Source organism: Pseudomonas sp. CFBP 8771 (assembly GCF_014841695.1).
Lineage (GTDB): Bacteria > Pseudomonadota > Gammaproteobacteria > Pseudomonadales > Pseudomonadaceae > Aquipseudomonas > Aquipseudomonas baltica.
The window spans coordinates 102,175-116,695 of the sequence record NZ_JACYUJ010000002.1 but is presented as its reverse complement, the minus strand read 5'-3'; the positions used below and the strand labels follow the sequence as shown (position 1 = coordinate 116,695).

The window sequence follows — 14,521 nt, the reverse complement described above, 5'->3', positions numbered from 1 at the left end:
GTCGGCAGCATACCGCAGGCGCAATGGCCGGGCGGGCTTCGAATCAGAGGACAATAATAATGCATCCTGATTTCTGGAACGACAAGCGCCCACCGGGCGTGCCCCACACGCTCCCCGTCGATGAATTCACGTCCATTGTCGATGTGTTCGACCGCTCCTGCAGCACCTTTGCCGATCGTCCGGCCTTCAGCAACATGGGCGTTACCCTGACCTACGCCGAGCTCGACCGGCACTGCAGCGCGTTTGCCAGCTGGTTGCAGCAGCACACCGATCTGGTCCCCGGCGACCGCATCGCCGTGCAGTTGCCCAATGTCCTGCAGTACCCGATCGCGGTGTTCGGCGCGCTGCGCGCGGGCCTGGTCGTGGTCAATACCAACCCTCTATATACCGTGCGGGAAATGCGCCATCAGTTCCGCGATTCCGGCGCGCGGGCGCTGGTCTACCTCAACCTGTTCGGCGACAAGGTCGAACAGGTGCTGCCGGACACCACGCTGCACTACCTGATCGAAGCCCGCCTGGGCGATCTGATGCCCACTGCCAAGGGTTGGCTGGTCAACACGCTGGTGAGCAAGGTGAAGAAGCGCGTGCCTGCCTACCATCTACCCCAGGCGGCGTCGTTCAAGACGGTTCTGGCGCGAGGCGCAGAGCTTGCGCCACGTCCGGTAGCGCCGACCCTCGAGGACCTCGCGGTGCTGCAGTACACCGGCGGCACCACTGGCCTGGCCAAGGGCGCCATGCTCACCCATGGCAATCTGGTCGCCAACATGCAGCAGGTACGGGCGTGTTTCCATCAGCTCGACGAACAGGGGCAGACGATCCTGCAGCAAGGCCACGAGGTGATGATCGCGCCGCTGCCGCTGTACCACGTGTATGCGTTCACCGCGAACTGCCTGTGCATGATGGTCACCGGCAACCATAACGTGCTGATCAGCAACCCCCGCGATATCGGTGCCTTCATCAAGGAGCTGAAAAAATGGCGGTTCACCGCGCTGCTGGGCCTGAACACGCTGTTCGTGGCATTGATGGAGCACCCGCAGTTCCGTTCGCTGGACTTCTCCCGCCTCAAAGTGACCAACTCCGGCGGCACGGCTTTGGTCAAGGCCACTGCCGAACGCTGGGAAAGCCTTACCGGTTGCCGCATCGTCGAAGGCTATGGCCTGACCGAGACATCGCCGGTGGCCTGCACCAACCCGTATGGCCAGAGCGCGCGCATCGGCAGCGTGGGTATTCCTGTGGTTGGCACGGCGTTGAAGGTGATCGACGAGCAGGGCTGCGAGTTGCCGTTGGGCGAGCGGGGCGAGCTGTGCATCCAGGGGCCCCAGGTGATGCGCGGCTACTGGCAGCAGCCCGAGGCAACCGCCGAGGCGCTGGACGCGCAAGGCTGGTTCAAGACCGGCGACATCGCCGTCATAGATCCCGATGGCTACGTGCGCATCGTCGATCGCAAGAAAGACCTGATCATCGTGTCCGGTTTCAACGTCTATCCCAACGAGATCGAGGACGTGGTCATGGCCCATCCGCAAGTGGCCAACTGCGCGGCCATTGGCGTGGCGGACGCGCGCTCAGGCGAGGCGGTCAAGCTGTTCGTCGTGGCTCGGGATCCGCAACTGACCACGACCGAGCTGATGGCCTACTGCAAGGCCAATTTCACCGGCTACAAGCTGCCACGGGAAATTGTCCTGCGCGATGCCCTGCCGATGACGCCCGTGGGCAAGATCCTGCGGCGTGAGCTGCGCGACGAGTGACGCGCAATGCAGGCGCCAGGCCTTGGTGTCACAGCCCGCGAACGCTGAGGCCTGCTGGCCTGCGTCCTGTGAAATCGGGTGTGACCGGAATTGACGATCCGGTCACAATGGTTACCGGCGAGCCACCTTCGGCCTCTAGTCGCCTTATGGCAAAGCTGCTACTCTCGGCGCGCTTTTCGGCATTCGGACCTGTAGCGGTCGTGCTGACATATCAATAATAATCGCATCGAATGCGGTGAAGATTCGCTGGCGCTGGAGGAGTGGGCTTCCATGATCGAAAATTTCTGGAAGGATAAGTATCCGGCTGGAATCGCGGCGGATATCGATCCAGACATGTACCCCAATATCCAGGCGGTGCTCAAGCAGTCCTGCCAGCGCTTCGCCGACAAGCCGGCGTTCACCAATCTGGGCAAGACCCTCAGCTACGGCGAGCTCTATGAGCTGTCCGGTGCCTTTGCCGCGTACCTGCAGCAGCACACCGACCTGGTGCCGGGTGATCGCATTGCGGTGCAGTTGCCCAACGTCCTGCAGTATCCGGTTGCGGTCTTCGGTGCCATTCGCGCAGGCCTGGTGGTGGTCAATACCAACCCGCTGTACACCGCGCGGGAAATGGAACACCAGTTCAAGGACTCCGGCGCCAAGGCCCTGGTCTGTCTGGCCAACATGGCGCACCTGGCAGAAAAGGTCGTGCCCAAAACGGCCGTGCGCCACGTCATCGTCACCGAAGTCGCCGACCTGCTGCCACCGCTCAAGCGACTGCTGGTCAACAGCGTGATCAGGTACGTGAAGAAAATGGTCCCGGCCTATCACCTGCCGCGTGCGGTGAAGTTCAACGACGTGTTGAGCAAGGGTCGCGGCCAGGCCGTCACCGAGGCCAATCCGGCCAGCTCGGAAGTAGCGGTGCTGCAATATACCGGCGGTACCACCGGGGTGGCCAAGGGGGCGATGCTCACCCACCGCAACCTGGTCGCCAACATGCTGCAGTGCAAGGCCTTGATGGGCGCCAACCTCGATGAAGGCTGCGAAGTGCTGATCACGCCGCTGCCGCTCTACCACATCTATGCCTTCACTTTTCATTGCATGGCAATGATGCTGATCGGCAACCACAACGTGCTGATCAGCAATCCGCGCGACCTGCAGGCGATGGTCAAGGAGCTTTCCAAGTGGAAGTTCAGCGGCTTCGTCGGGCTCAACACGCTGTTCGTGGCCCTGTGCAACAACGATGCGTTCCGCAAGCTCGACTTCTCGGCATTGAAAGTCACCCTGTCGGGGGGCATGGCCCTGCAGCTGGCGGCCGCCGAACGCTGGAAAGAGGTGACGGGCTGTGCCATCTGCGAGGGCTATGGCATGACCGAAACCAGCCCGGTCGCCTCGGTGAACCCCAACCAGCGCATCCAGATCGGCACCATCGGCATTCCAGTACCGTCCACCCTGGCCAAGATCATCAACGATGCGGGCGAAGAGCTGCCGTTGGGCGAAATCGGCGAGTTGTGCATCAAGGGTCCACAGGTCATGAAGGGCTACTGGCAGCGCCAGGACGCCACCGCCGAGATCCTCGATGCCCAGGGCTGGCTGAAGACCGGCGACATCGCACTGATACAGCCCGACGGCTACATGCGTATCGTCGATCGCAAGAAGGACATGATCCTGGTCTCCGGTTTCAACGTGTACCCCAACGAGCTGGAGGATGTCCTTGCGACCCTGCCGGGCGTGCTGCAGTGTGCCGCCATCGGCATACCGGACGAAAAGTCCGGCGAGTCGATCAAGATCTTCGTCGTGGCCAAGCCGGGTGTCACCCTGACCAAGGAGAAGGTCATGGAGCACATGCGTGCCAACGTCACCGGCTACAAGGTGCCGCGCACGGTGGAATTCCGCGACGTGCTGCCGACCACCAACGTGGGCAAGATCCTGCGGCGTGAACTGCGCGACGAAGAACTGAAGAAACTGGGCATCAAGAAATCGGCCTGATCTCTGCCCAGCTCCGGGGGCTGCCGACACAACCCCCGCAAATCTGCGACAATCGCGGGGTGTAACCTTCGACGTACCCCACCAAGATCTCTGCGTACCTGATGACCGACCAAACCGTTTCGATTGACCAGCTTCTGAAAAACCTCGACCAGGCCATGATCGGCGACCGTCACCGCCTGCGCAGACAGTTGCACGAACTGCGCAAGCGTCCTGACGAGGCGAAGCTTGGCCAGTGGGTCGAGAAAGTCCAGGCCTCGTTCGCCCGCGTCCAGGCGCGTCGGCTGAGCGTGCCAAGCGTGCGCTACGACGACAGCCTACCGATTGCCGCCAAGCGCGACGAGATCAAGAAAATCCTCGCCGAGCACCAGGTGCTGATCATTGCCGGTGAAACCGGCTCGGGCAAGACCACCCAGTTGCCCAAGATCTGCCTGGAAATGGGCCGCGGCCAGCATGGTCTGATCGCTCATACCCAACCGCGCCGGATCGCCGCGCGCAGCGTGGCCAGTCGGGTCGCCGAGGAATTGGCCACGCCATTGGGCGGGTTGGTTGGCTATCAGGTGCGCTTCGAAGACCAGAGCGATGCCAATACCCTGGTCAAGCTGATGACTGATGGCATCCTGCTGGCCGAGACCCAGCACGACCGCTTCCTCGAACGCTACGACACCATCATCGTCGACGAAGCGCACGAACGCAGCCTCAACATCGATTTTCTGCTGGGCTACCTGAAGACCCTGCTGCCACGGCGGCCCGACCTCAAGGTCATCATCACCTCGGCCACCATCGATCTGCAGCGTTTCTCCGAGCACTTCGACGACGCGCCGATCATCGAGGTGTCCGGGCGGACCTTCCCGGTGGACACCTGGTATCGGCCGCTCACTGCCGAGCAGGACGAGGAAGGCAATCAGATCGAGAACGACCTGACCGTCGACCAGGCGATCCTGGCGACGCTCGACGAAATCGCCGCCTTCGAGCGCAGCGAGCGCAAGACGCCGGGCGACGTGCTGGTGTTCCTGCCCGGCGAGCGCGAGATTCGCGATGCCGCCGACATGCTGCGCAAGGCGCAGCTGCGGCACACGGAAATTTTGCCGCTGTACGCGCGCCTGTCGCCGGCCGAGCAGCAGCGCATCTTTCAGTCCCATCCCGGGCGCCGTGTGGTTCTGGCCACCAACGTGGCGGAAACGTCGCTGACCGTGCCAGGCATTCGCTACGTGATCGACAGCGGCACCGCACGCATCAGTCGCTACAGCTACCGTGCCAAGGTCCAGCGCCTGCCGATCGAGGCGGTGTCCCAGGCCAGCGCCAACCAGCGCAAGGGTCGCTGTGGCCGGGTCGAGCCGGGCATCTGCATCCGCCTGTACAGCGAAGAGGATTTTCTCTCGCGCCCCGAATTCACCGATCCGGAAATCCTGCGCACCAACCTGGCGGCGGTGATTCTGCAGATGCTGCACCTGCGCCTGGGCGAAATCGACCAGTTTCCGTTCATCGAGCCGCCTGATGGCAAGGCTATCAGCGATGGCTTCAATCTTTTGCAGGAGTTGTCCGCGGTCAACCGCGAGAACCAGCTCACGCCAATGGGCCGCCAGTTGGCCCGGTTGCCGATCGACCCGCGGCTGGGCCGCATGCTGCTCGAGGGCGCGCGCAAGGGCAGCCTGCAGGAAGTCTTGATCATTGCCAGCGTGCTCTCGGTGCAGGACCCGCGCGAGCGTCCGCCCGAGCGCCAGCAGGCTGCCGACCAGGCGCATGCGCAATGGAAGGATGCCGATTCGGACTTCGCCGCGCTGGTCAATCTGTGGCGTGGTTTCGAAACCCAGCGCCAGGAGCTGGGCGCAAGCGCGTTGCGCAACTGGTGCCGCAAACAGTTCCTCAATTACCTGCGCCTGCGCGAATGGCGCGATGCGCATCGGCAACTGAGCCTGATCTGCCGTGACCTGCAGCTGGAAGTGAACAAGGACGCTGCGGACTATCCCAGGTTCCACAAGGCGGTGCTGTCCGGCCTGCTCAGTCAGATCGGCCAGAAGACCGAAGACGGCGACTACCTGGGCGCACGCCAGCGTCGCTTCTGGGTCCACCCGTCCTCGGGCATGGGGCGCAAGAAGCCTCAGTGGCTGATGGCCGCCGAGCTGGTCGAAACGACCAAGCTGTATGCGCGCATGGTCGCCAAGATCGAACCTGACTGGATCGAACCGCTGGCCGGGCATCTGATCAAGAAGAACCATTTCGAACCGCATTGGGAGAAGAAGCGCGGCCAGGTGGTGGCGTTCGAGCAGATCACGCTCTACGGCATGATCGTGGTTGGCCGGCGCCCGGTGCATTTCGGCCCCATTGATCCGGTGACGTCACGCGAGCTGTTCATTCGCGAAGGCTTGGTACGTGGCGAGATCCAGTCGCGGGCCAAGTGCCTGACGGCCAATCGCCTGCTGCTCGAGCAACTCGACGAGCTGGAGGCCAAGGCCCGCCGCCGCGACATTCTCGCCGACGAAGAAACCCTCTACGGCTTCTATGAGGCACGCCTTCCTGCCGAGATTCACCAGACCGCGACCTTCGACAGCTGGTACAAGGTCAACAGTCAGAAACAACCCGATCTACTGATCATGCGCGAAGAGGACGTACTGGCCCGCGAGGCGAGCGAAGTCACTGCCGCGCAGTACCCGGACACCCTGCGGCTGGGCGACCTGAGCCTGCAGCTGAGCTACCACTTCGAGCCCAATCATCCGCGCGATGGCGTGACGTTGTGCGTGCCCGCGCCGCTGCTGCCCGCTTTGCCGGGTGAGCGTCTGGAGTGGCTGGTGCCGGGGTTGCTGGAAGCCAAATGCATTTCGCTGGTGCGCAACCTGCCCAAGGCCTTGCGCAAGAACTTCGTGCCGGTGCCGGACTTCGTTCGCGCAGCGCTCGCACGCCTGACGTTCGGCGCAGGCTCGCTGCCGCAGGCGCTGGGGGGCGAATTGCTGCGCATGACCGGCGCGCGAGTCAGCGACGAGGCGTGGGCCGAGGCGGCCCAGCAGGTCGACAGCCATCTGCGCATGAACATCGAAGTGCTCGACGGCCAGGGCAAGTTTCTGGGTGAAGGGCGTGACCTGGCCGAGCTGACCGCGCGCTTCGCCGAGGCCAGCAGCGCGGCGTTGGCCGTGCCGAGCACGGCCAAGAGCCAGCAACCGGTGCAGGCCAAGGCGTTCGCCAAGGTCGAGCAGACTACCCAGCAGAACATCGCCGGACTGTCGATGACGGTGTATCCCGCATTGGTCGAAGAGGGTGGTACGGTCAAGGAAGGGCGCTTCTCGACAGCGGCCGAAGCCGAATACCAGCATCGCCGCGCTCTGCAGCGCCTGTTGCTGCAGCAGTTGGCCGAGCCTGCCAAGTTCCTGCGCGGCAAGTTGCCGGGCCAGACCGAGCTGGGCCTGTTGTACCGCGAACTGGGCCGTGTCGAAGCCTTGGTCGAGGATATTCTGCTGGCCAGCCTCGACAGCTGCGTGCTCGAGGGCGAGGCCAGCCTGCCGCGCGATGGCGTGGCACTGGCAACGCTGGCCGAGCGCAAGCGCGGTGCCTGGGCGGAGCATGCCGAGCGTCTGGCGCGCCTGACCCTGGATATTCTCAAGCTCTGGCACGGCCTGCAGAAGCGCTTCAAGGGCAAGATCGATCTGACCCATGCCGTGGCGTTGAACGATATCAAGCAGCAACTGGGCAATCTGGTCTATCCCGGTTTTGTGCGCGACACCCCCGCGGCGTGGTTGAAGGAAATGCCGCGCCTGCTCAGGGCTGTCGAGCTACGCTTGGAGAAACTGCCCAGCCAGGTGCAGAAAGACCGGGTCTGGAGCGGTGAGCTGTCCAATCTCTGGAGCCAGTATCAGGCACGCCTGAACAAGCATGGCCAGGAAGGCAAGCGTGATCCACAGCTGGCGGCCTACCGCTGGCTGCTGGAGGAGTATCGAGTGTCGCTGTTCGCGCAGCAGTTGGGCACCAAGGTGCCGGTATCGGACAAGCGCTTGAGCAAGCAGTGGAGCGCAGTGGACGCCTGAATCTGCCCGGGTCGATTGACCTGGGCCTGCGTGGCGTCCATGTGAATGAGTTGCCCCTAACAATAGAGGAACGAGCGTGCATAACGTCGTCATCAGCGGCACCGGCCTGTATACGCCGGCCCAGAGCATCTCCAACGAAGAGCTGGTCGAGTCTTTCAACCACTACGTCGAAGCGTTCAATGCAGACAACGCCGCCGCCATCGAGCGTGGCGATGCACAGGCGCTGGCGCCGTCCAGCGCGGCTTTCATCGAGAAGGCCAGTGGCATCAAGAGCCGCTTCGTCATGGACAAGGCCGGGATTCTCGATCCGCAGCGGATGAAACCGCACCTGCCCGAGCGCAGCAATGACGAGCAGTCCATTCTGTGCCAGATGGCGGTCGCTGCGGCGGAGCAGGCGCTGCAACGGGCCGCTCGCACGGCCGCCGATGTCGACGCGGTGATCGTCGCCTGTTCCAACCTGCAGCGTCCCTATCCGGCAGTGGCCATCGAAGTGCAGCAGGCGCTGGGCATCCAGGGTTTCGGCTTCGACATGAACGTGGCCTGTTCCTCGGCCACCTTCGGCATTCAGCAGGCCAGTAACAGCGTTCAGTTGGGGCAGGCGCGCGCAGTACTGGTGGTGAGCCCTGAGATCTGCACCGGGCACCTGAATTTCCGCGACCGCGACAGCCACTTCATCTTCGGCGATGCAGCAACGGCCGTATTGGTGGAACGGGCAGACCTGGCCACTTCGACTAACCAGTTCGACATCGTCAGCACCCGTCTGCAGACGCAGTTCTCCAACAATATCCGCAACAACTTCGGTTTCCTCAATCGGGCCGAAGCGTTGGGGGCAGGAGGCGACGACAAGCTGTTCGTGCAGGAAGGCCGCAAGGTGTTCAAGGAAGTCTGCCCGATGGTTGCCGAACTGATCAGCGCCCATTTGGCGCAGAACGACATTGCCGTGCAAAGCGTCAGGCGCTTTTGGCTGCATCAGGCCAACCTGAGCATGAATCACTTGATCGTGAAGAAGCTGCTTGGCCGCGACGCCAGCGTCGACGAGGCGCCGGTGATTCTCGACCGGTATGCCAATACCAGTTCGGCGGGATCGGTGATTGCCTTGCACACCCATCAGGATGATCTGGCGCCAGGCTCGCTCGGGGTGTTGAGCTCCTTCGGCGCAGGCTACTCCATCGGCAGCGTGATTCTGCGCAAGCGCTGATCGACTGCCGCAACACCAATGAAAAAGGCGCAACCTGCGATGAACTCGCACGTTGCGCCTTTTTCAGTAGGGCGATGTGGAGTTAGAACTTGGCTTCCAGGTCCAGTTGCAGGGTGTTCACGTCGGCATCGGTGCGGGTCCGGCTGGCAACGTCGGATTCGGCCAGGAAGTAGGTGGCACCCACGGCGAAGTTCTTGTCGATTTCGTAGCCCAGCTTGACCTTGTGGCCGCGCGAGCCGGTGAAGCCGTTGGCGAAGTCGGAGTCGGTGAAAGCCCCCACCACGGCGTTGCGCTGCACGTCGCGGTAGTTGTAGTCCAGGCCGAAGCCGGCAAACTTGGTCTTGAAGCCGGCCAGCCAGGCAGTGTCCTGCTTGCCGACCAGAGCGGTGGCTTCGGCATCACCGTTGACCACGTACTGACCATAGACCGACAGCGGCAACGGCAGGCCGGTGATGTCCAGTTGACCAAAGCCTTCGTACAGGGTGAATTCGGTGGAGGCGTTGCCGTTGACGGCCAGCACGGCGGCGGCGTTGGTGGCGTTGTCATTGTCGTAGGAATAGACGCTGCCGCCCAGGGTCATCTTGACGTTGTCGCCCAGCGCAAAGCGCGCGCCGGCCTGGCCGGTGTACATGCGCAGGTCGTGCTCGAACTGGCGACCTTCGCCGTCGATGTTGTCGGTCAGTACGTAGTAGCCCGTGCTGCCGAACAGTTCAGCGCCGCCCAGAGGCAGCTTGTAGGTGGCGGCTACGCCCTCGGGGTTGATGTCGCCGTCCCAGATCACGTCACCCATGCTGACCCAAGGCTGGGCCATCTTGCCGCCGATCAGGTGCAGGTCCTTGATGGCGGTAGGGTGCCAGTCCAGGTAAGCCTGGTCGAGCCAGATGGATTTCTTGCTGAAGGCGCCGTCCAGGCTCTGGTTGGTGGAGCGGGCGTCGGCGCTGCTGCCGGTGGCGACGCGGATGCCGGCATCGACCTGCGGGTTGATTTCACTGTAGACGCCGATGCGGGCGCGGATGCGCTGGCGGTCCTGGTTGCGGTCGCCGCTGGAACCATCGCGCTCGCCATCGACGTTGATGCTTTCGTGGCGCAGGCGTACGTCGCCCTTGATCTGTGTCTTTGCGGCCCAGGCGACTTTCTGGTCGAACGCGCTCATCTTCTTCGATTGTTCGGCGGCGGCCACTTGCTGGGCCTGTTTCTCACCGTCGAGCTCGGTCTTCAATTCGGCGTATTGCGCAGCGTTGATCGAGCCATTGGCGCGCAGCATGTCGAGCAGCTTGGCATCGACCGCGGCACTGGCCTGGGTGCTGATGGCCATGAGGACGGTGGCGCTCAGGCTGACCTTGGTGAGTGTTGAAACACGACGCATGACATTCTCCCTATCGCAAAAAAGGCCGGCAAGCGCCGAGCCTGAAAGTACTTCCGGACGCGCCTGGCAGACGGCGTGGCTGACCCCGGAAAACTGGCGCAAGTATTGCGAGGGGTGATGACAAAATAATGTCAGAACAATGGCTTAGCGATGACACTGAAATGACTGAATAGCTTGAGCCAGAGCCTTTGCCGAGTGATGGCACCGTATTCGCGGGTGACCGCGACGAGAGCCTGCGCGATACTGGGCGGCACGTCCCGTCAATTGGAGCCCTACCGATGCCGCTGCATGTAGCTGCCAGCTTGTCCGCCATCGACGCCGCGCAGTGGGACGCGCTGCTGCCCGAACCGCAGCCGTTCCTGCGGCATGCTTTTCTCAGCGCGCTGGAGGACAGCGGCAGCCTGGGCGAGCGCTCGGGCTGGGCGCCCGAGCACCTGGTGCAGATCGAAGACGGGCGGCTGGTGGCGGCGTTGCCCAGCTACCGCAAGTGGCATTCCTACGGGGAGTACGTGTTCGATCACGGTTGGGCCGACGCTTGCGAGCGCGCCGGTATCGACTATTACCCCAAGCTGCTTGGCGCGGTGCCCTTCAGTCCGGTCAGTGGCCCGCGACTGCTTGCGCGTCTCCCTGGGGACGGGGTCGAGCTACTGCGCTGTGTGCCAGGCTATCTGGAGATGGAAGGGCTCAGTGGTGCCCACGTCAATTTCACCGACCCCGCCCTCGATGAACTGTTGAGGGCCGAGCAGGGTTGGATGGAGCGGTTGGGCTGCCAGTATCACTGGCACAACAGAGGCTATCGGGACTTCGATGATTTTCTCGACGCACTGAGCTCGCGCAAGCGCAAGCAGATGCGCAAGGAGCGGGAGCAGGTGCGAGCCCAGGGTATCGAGTTCGAATGGCGCGAAGGCAGCCAGGTGAGCGAAGCCGAATGGGATTTCGTTTATGCATGCTATGCCAATACGTACCAGGTACGCGGGCGCTCGCCTTACCTGACCCGTGATTTCTTCAGCCTGTTGGCCGAACGGATGCCCGAGGCGATACGTTTGGTGCTGGCGACTCATGAGCGGCGTCCGGTGGCCATGGCTTTCAGCCTGGTGGGTGGGGGCAGTTTCTACGGCCGTTATTGGGGCTGCCTGGCCGAGTATGACCGGCTGCACTTCGAAACCTGTTTCTATCAAGGCATGGACTATGCAATCGCCCACGGCATCGAGCGGTTCGATGCCGGGGCGCAGGGCGAGCACAAGTTGATTCGCGGGTTCGAGCCGGTGATCACCCGCTCATGGCACTACCTGCGCCACCCAGGGCTACGCGATGCGGTGGAGAATTTTCTGCAGGCCGAGCGGGCAGGGGTGCTGGCCTACGCCGATCAGGCACGGGAAGCCTTGCCGTATCGGCAGGCCTGAACATTCCATGGGTATGCCTGATGCATCGCGGCGCGCCTTTCGCGGCCGATGACCGCTCCTACAAGGGGGTGGGTGTGACATGCGGTCATGCGATCAACTGTAGGAGCGGTCAGTGGCCGCGAAGGGTGCAATGAGGTGTGTCTGGCAGACCGCAGCGTTGCCTTCGCGGGCAGAGCCCGCTCCTACAGGGGGGGGGGGGACATGCGGTCATGCGATCAACTGTGGGAGCGGTCAGTGGCCGCGAAGGGTGCACTGAGGTGTGTCTGGCAGACCGCAGTGCTGCCTTCGCGGGCAGAGCCCGCTCCCACGGGGGGATTTTAGTCCATGCCTACGAAACCGCCGGTCTGGTGATGCCACAGCCTTGCGTACAGGCCGCGCTGCGCCAGTAGCTCGGTATGGCTGCCGATTTCGACCACCTTGCCTTTCTGCAGCACCACCAGGCGATCCATCTTGGCGATGGTGGACAGGCGGTGAGCAATTGCAATCACGGTCTTGCCTTTCATCAAGGTTTCCAGGCTTTCCTGAATCGCTGCTTCGACTTCGGAATCGAGCGCCGAAGTCGCTTCGTCCATGATCAGGATCGGCGCATTCTTCAGCAGGACACGGGCGATCGAGATGCGCTGGCGCTGGCCGCCGGAGAGCTTCACGCCGCGTTCACCCACATGGGCGTCGAAACCACGGCGGCCTTCGCTGTCGGACAGCAGCGGCAGGAAGTCATCGGCGCGGGCTTTGCGTACCGCTTCCCAGACCTGCTCCTCGGTAGCATTGGGCTTGCCATAACGCAGGTTGTCGAGGATCGAGCGGTGCAGCAGCGAGGTGTCCTGAGTGATCAGGCCGATCTGCTCACGCAGGCTCTCCTGGGTCACCTCGGCAATGTCCTGGCCGTCGATCAGGATGCGGCCGCTGGGTAGGTCGTACAGCCGCAGCAGCAGGTTGACCAACGTGGATTTACCCGCCCCTGAGGGGCCGATCAGGCCGATCTTTTCACCCGGACGGATATCCAGGGTCAGACCCTCGATGATGCTGTCGCCCTTGGGGTAATGGAAGTGCACGTCTTCGAAGCGCACGTTGCCGCGGTCGACCTTGAGCCGTGGAGCCCCTTTCTTGTCGGTCACGCTGACGGGCTGGGCGATGGTCTGCAGGCCATCCTGCACCATGCCGATGTTTTCGAAGATACCGTTGACCACCCACATGATCCAACCGGACATGTTGACGATACGGATGACCAGGCCGGTGGCCAGAGCAATCGCGCCCACCGAGATAAGCGACTGCGTCCACAGCCACAGCGCCAACCCCGTGGTGGCGACGATCAACAGGCCGTTTATGGTGGTGATGGCGAAGTCCATGGCGGTGATCACGCGGCTTGCCAGTTGGGTCTTCTCGGTCTGCTCGCTGATCGCATCACGCGCGTACTGCTGCTCCATGCTGGTATGGGCGAACAGCTTGAGCGTGGCAATGTTGGAGTAACCGTCGACGATGCGGCCCATCAGTTTCGAGCGCGCGTCCGAAGACACTACCGAGCGTTCCTTGACCCTTGGAACGAAGTAATAAAGCGCGATCACGTAGGCGACGATCCACAGGATCAGCGGGATCATCAGCCGCCAGTCGGCCTCGGCGAACAGCACCAGGGCGCTGATCGCGTAGATCAGTACGTGCCACAGGGCGTCGACTGCGGCGACCGCCGAATCGCGCAACGAGTTGCCGGTCTGCATGATGCGTTGGGCAATGCGCCCGGCGAAGTCGCTGTGGAAGAAATTCATGCTCTGCTTGAGCACATAGTTGTGGTTCTGCCAGCGAATCAGGCTGGTCATGCCGGGACTGATCGCCTGGTGCACCAGAAGATCATGCAGGCCGATGAAAATAGGCCTGAACACCAGCGCCACCACCACCATCCAGGTCAGCTCCAGCGCGTTGTCGCTGAAGAAGTGCACGTTGGGCGTGCCTTGGGCCATGTCGATGATGCGACTGAGGTAGCGGAACAGTGCGACTTCGATCAATGCACCGATCAAGCCCACCACCAACAGGGTGGCGAAGCTGGGCCACACCTGCTTGAGGTAGTAGATGTAGAAGGCCAGGACTTTGTTGGGGGGCGTTTCCGTAGGCGCTTCGCGGAAGATATCGATCCATTGTTCGAAGCGGCGATAAATGCTCAAGCGTGCTCTCCTATGCGGGTTGACGGTCCTGGCCGGGGCCGACGTGGCGTGCGAATCAGTCCACGCGTTTCGCCGACTTGATCATCACCGGATCACTGGGCACGTTCTGCATGCCGCGTGAGGTCGTGGTCGGCACGTTGGCGATCTGGTCGACCACTTCCATGCCCTTGACCACCTTGCCGAAGACTGCATAGCCAAAATCACGGCCACCATGGTCGAGGAAGTCGTTGTCCTTCTGGTTGATGAAGAACTGGCTGGTGGCCGAGTCCTTTACTTGAGTGCGAGCCATCGCGAGGGTTCCCCGGACGTTGTGCAAACCGTTGTCGGCTTCGTTCTTGATCGGACCCTGGGTTGCCTTCTCACGCATGTCTGCGGTGAAGCCGCCAGCCTGGACCATGAAACCCGGAATCACGCGGTGGAACACGGTGTTGTTGTAGTGGCCCTTGTCGACGTAGGCAAGGAAGTTGGCGGTGCTGATCGGTGCCTTGGCTGCGTCCAGCTCGACTTCGATCGGGCCCATGCTGGTGTCGAGCAACACGTGAGGGTGCTGGGCGTCGGCGGCCATCAGGTGGCCCGCCAGGGACAGGGAACAGGCGGCCAGAAGGATTTTTTTCAGCATGGGTGTGAAGTCCTTGAAAAGGGGAGGCAAATGCTTTGAGCCAAAAGCGGCGCAAG

General features: G+C 62.6%; 8 protein-coding genes. 5 read left to right on the top strand and 3 right to left on the bottom strand.

What is annotated here, in order from left to right:
• Positions 1 to 59: 59 nt before the first annotated feature.
• The 4 genes from fadD2 (at position 60) to IFT80_RS05035 (ending at position 8,924) form a co-directional block, all read left to right on the top strand.
• Positions 60 to 1,745, top strand: a complete 1,686-nt coding sequence (gene fadD2, locus IFT80_RS05050; protein WP_192136913.1) for a long-chain-fatty-acid--CoA ligase FadD2 — start codon at positions 60 to 62, stop codon at positions 1,743 to 1,745.
• Between the two features lie 270 nt (positions 1,746 to 2,015).
• On the top strand, positions 2,016 to 3,713 hold the full coding sequence (fadD1, locus tag IFT80_RS05045) for a long-chain-fatty-acid--CoA ligase FadD1 (RefSeq protein ID WP_122479235.1): 1,698 nt from the start codon (positions 2,016 to 2,018) through the stop codon (positions 3,711 to 3,713).
• A 101-nt stretch (positions 3,714 to 3,814) separates the two neighbouring features.
• Complete coding sequence (gene hrpA / locus IFT80_RS05040) at positions 3,815 to 7,726, top strand: ATP-dependent RNA helicase HrpA (RefSeq protein ID WP_192136912.1); 3,912 nt, start codon at positions 3,815 to 3,817, stop codon at positions 7,724 to 7,726.
• 76 nt (positions 7,727 to 7,802) lie between these two features.
• Positions 7,803 to 8,924 (top strand): beta-ketoacyl-ACP synthase III, encoded by a 1,122-nt coding sequence (locus IFT80_RS05035; RefSeq protein ID WP_192136911.1) that lies wholly within the window; start codon positions 7,803 to 7,805, stop codon positions 8,922 to 8,924.
• Positions 8,925 to 9,006: 82 nt separating this feature from the next.
• On the opposite strand, the gene IFT80_RS05030 is transcribed toward IFT80_RS05035, so the two are convergent.
• A complete protein-coding gene (locus IFT80_RS05030; protein WP_122479232.1) occupies positions 9,007 to 10,290 on the bottom strand; it encodes a putative porin in 1,284 nt (427 codons plus the stop codon).
• A 278-nt stretch (positions 10,291 to 10,568) separates the two neighbouring features.
• Here IFT80_RS05030 and IFT80_RS05025 point away from each other — a divergent pair, with 278 nt between their 5' ends.
• Entirely contained in the window at positions 10,569 to 11,693 is a 1,125-nt protein-coding gene (locus tag IFT80_RS05025; protein ID WP_192136910.1) for a GNAT family N-acetyltransferase, read from the top strand.
• Positions 11,694 to 12,010: 317 nt separating this feature from the next.
• Here the strand turns inward: IFT80_RS05025 and IFT80_RS05020 are convergent, their stop codons facing one another.
• On the bottom strand, positions 12,011 to 13,840 hold the full coding sequence (locus IFT80_RS05020) for an ABC transporter ATP-binding protein (protein ID WP_122479715.1): 1,830 nt from the start codon (positions 13,838 to 13,840) through the stop codon (positions 12,011 to 12,013).
• Between the two features lie 61 nt (positions 13,841 to 13,901).
• Complete coding sequence (locus IFT80_RS05015) at positions 13,902 to 14,465, bottom strand: peptidylprolyl isomerase (RefSeq protein WP_122479230.1); 564 nt, start codon at positions 14,463 to 14,465, stop codon at positions 13,902 to 13,904.
• Positions 14,466 to 14,521 lie beyond the last annotated feature (56 nt).

Bases quoted from the DNA above. Each gene is read 5' to 3' on its own strand.
- IFT80_RS05015 (WP_122479230.1), bottom strand. From the start codon at position 14,465: ATGCTGAAAAAAATCCTTCTGGCCGCCTGTTCCCTGTCCCTGGCGGGC.
- IFT80_RS05030 (WP_122479232.1), bottom strand. From the start codon at position 10,290: ATGCGTCGTGTTTCAACACTCACCAAGGTCAGCCTGAGCGCCACCGTC.
- fadD1 (WP_122479235.1), top strand. From the start codon at position 2,016: ATGATCGAAAATTTCTGGAAGGATAAGTATCCGGCTGGAATCGCGGCG.
- IFT80_RS05025 (WP_192136910.1), top strand. From the start codon at position 10,569: ATGCCGCTGCATGTAGCTGCCAGCTTGTCCGCCATCGACGCCGCGCAG.
- hrpA (WP_192136912.1), top strand. From the start codon at position 3,815: ATGACCGACCAAACCGTTTCGATTGACCAGCTTCTGAAAAACCTCGAC.
- fadD2 (WP_192136913.1), top strand. From the start codon at position 60: ATGCATCCTGATTTCTGGAACGACAAGCGCCCACCGGGCGTGCCCCAC.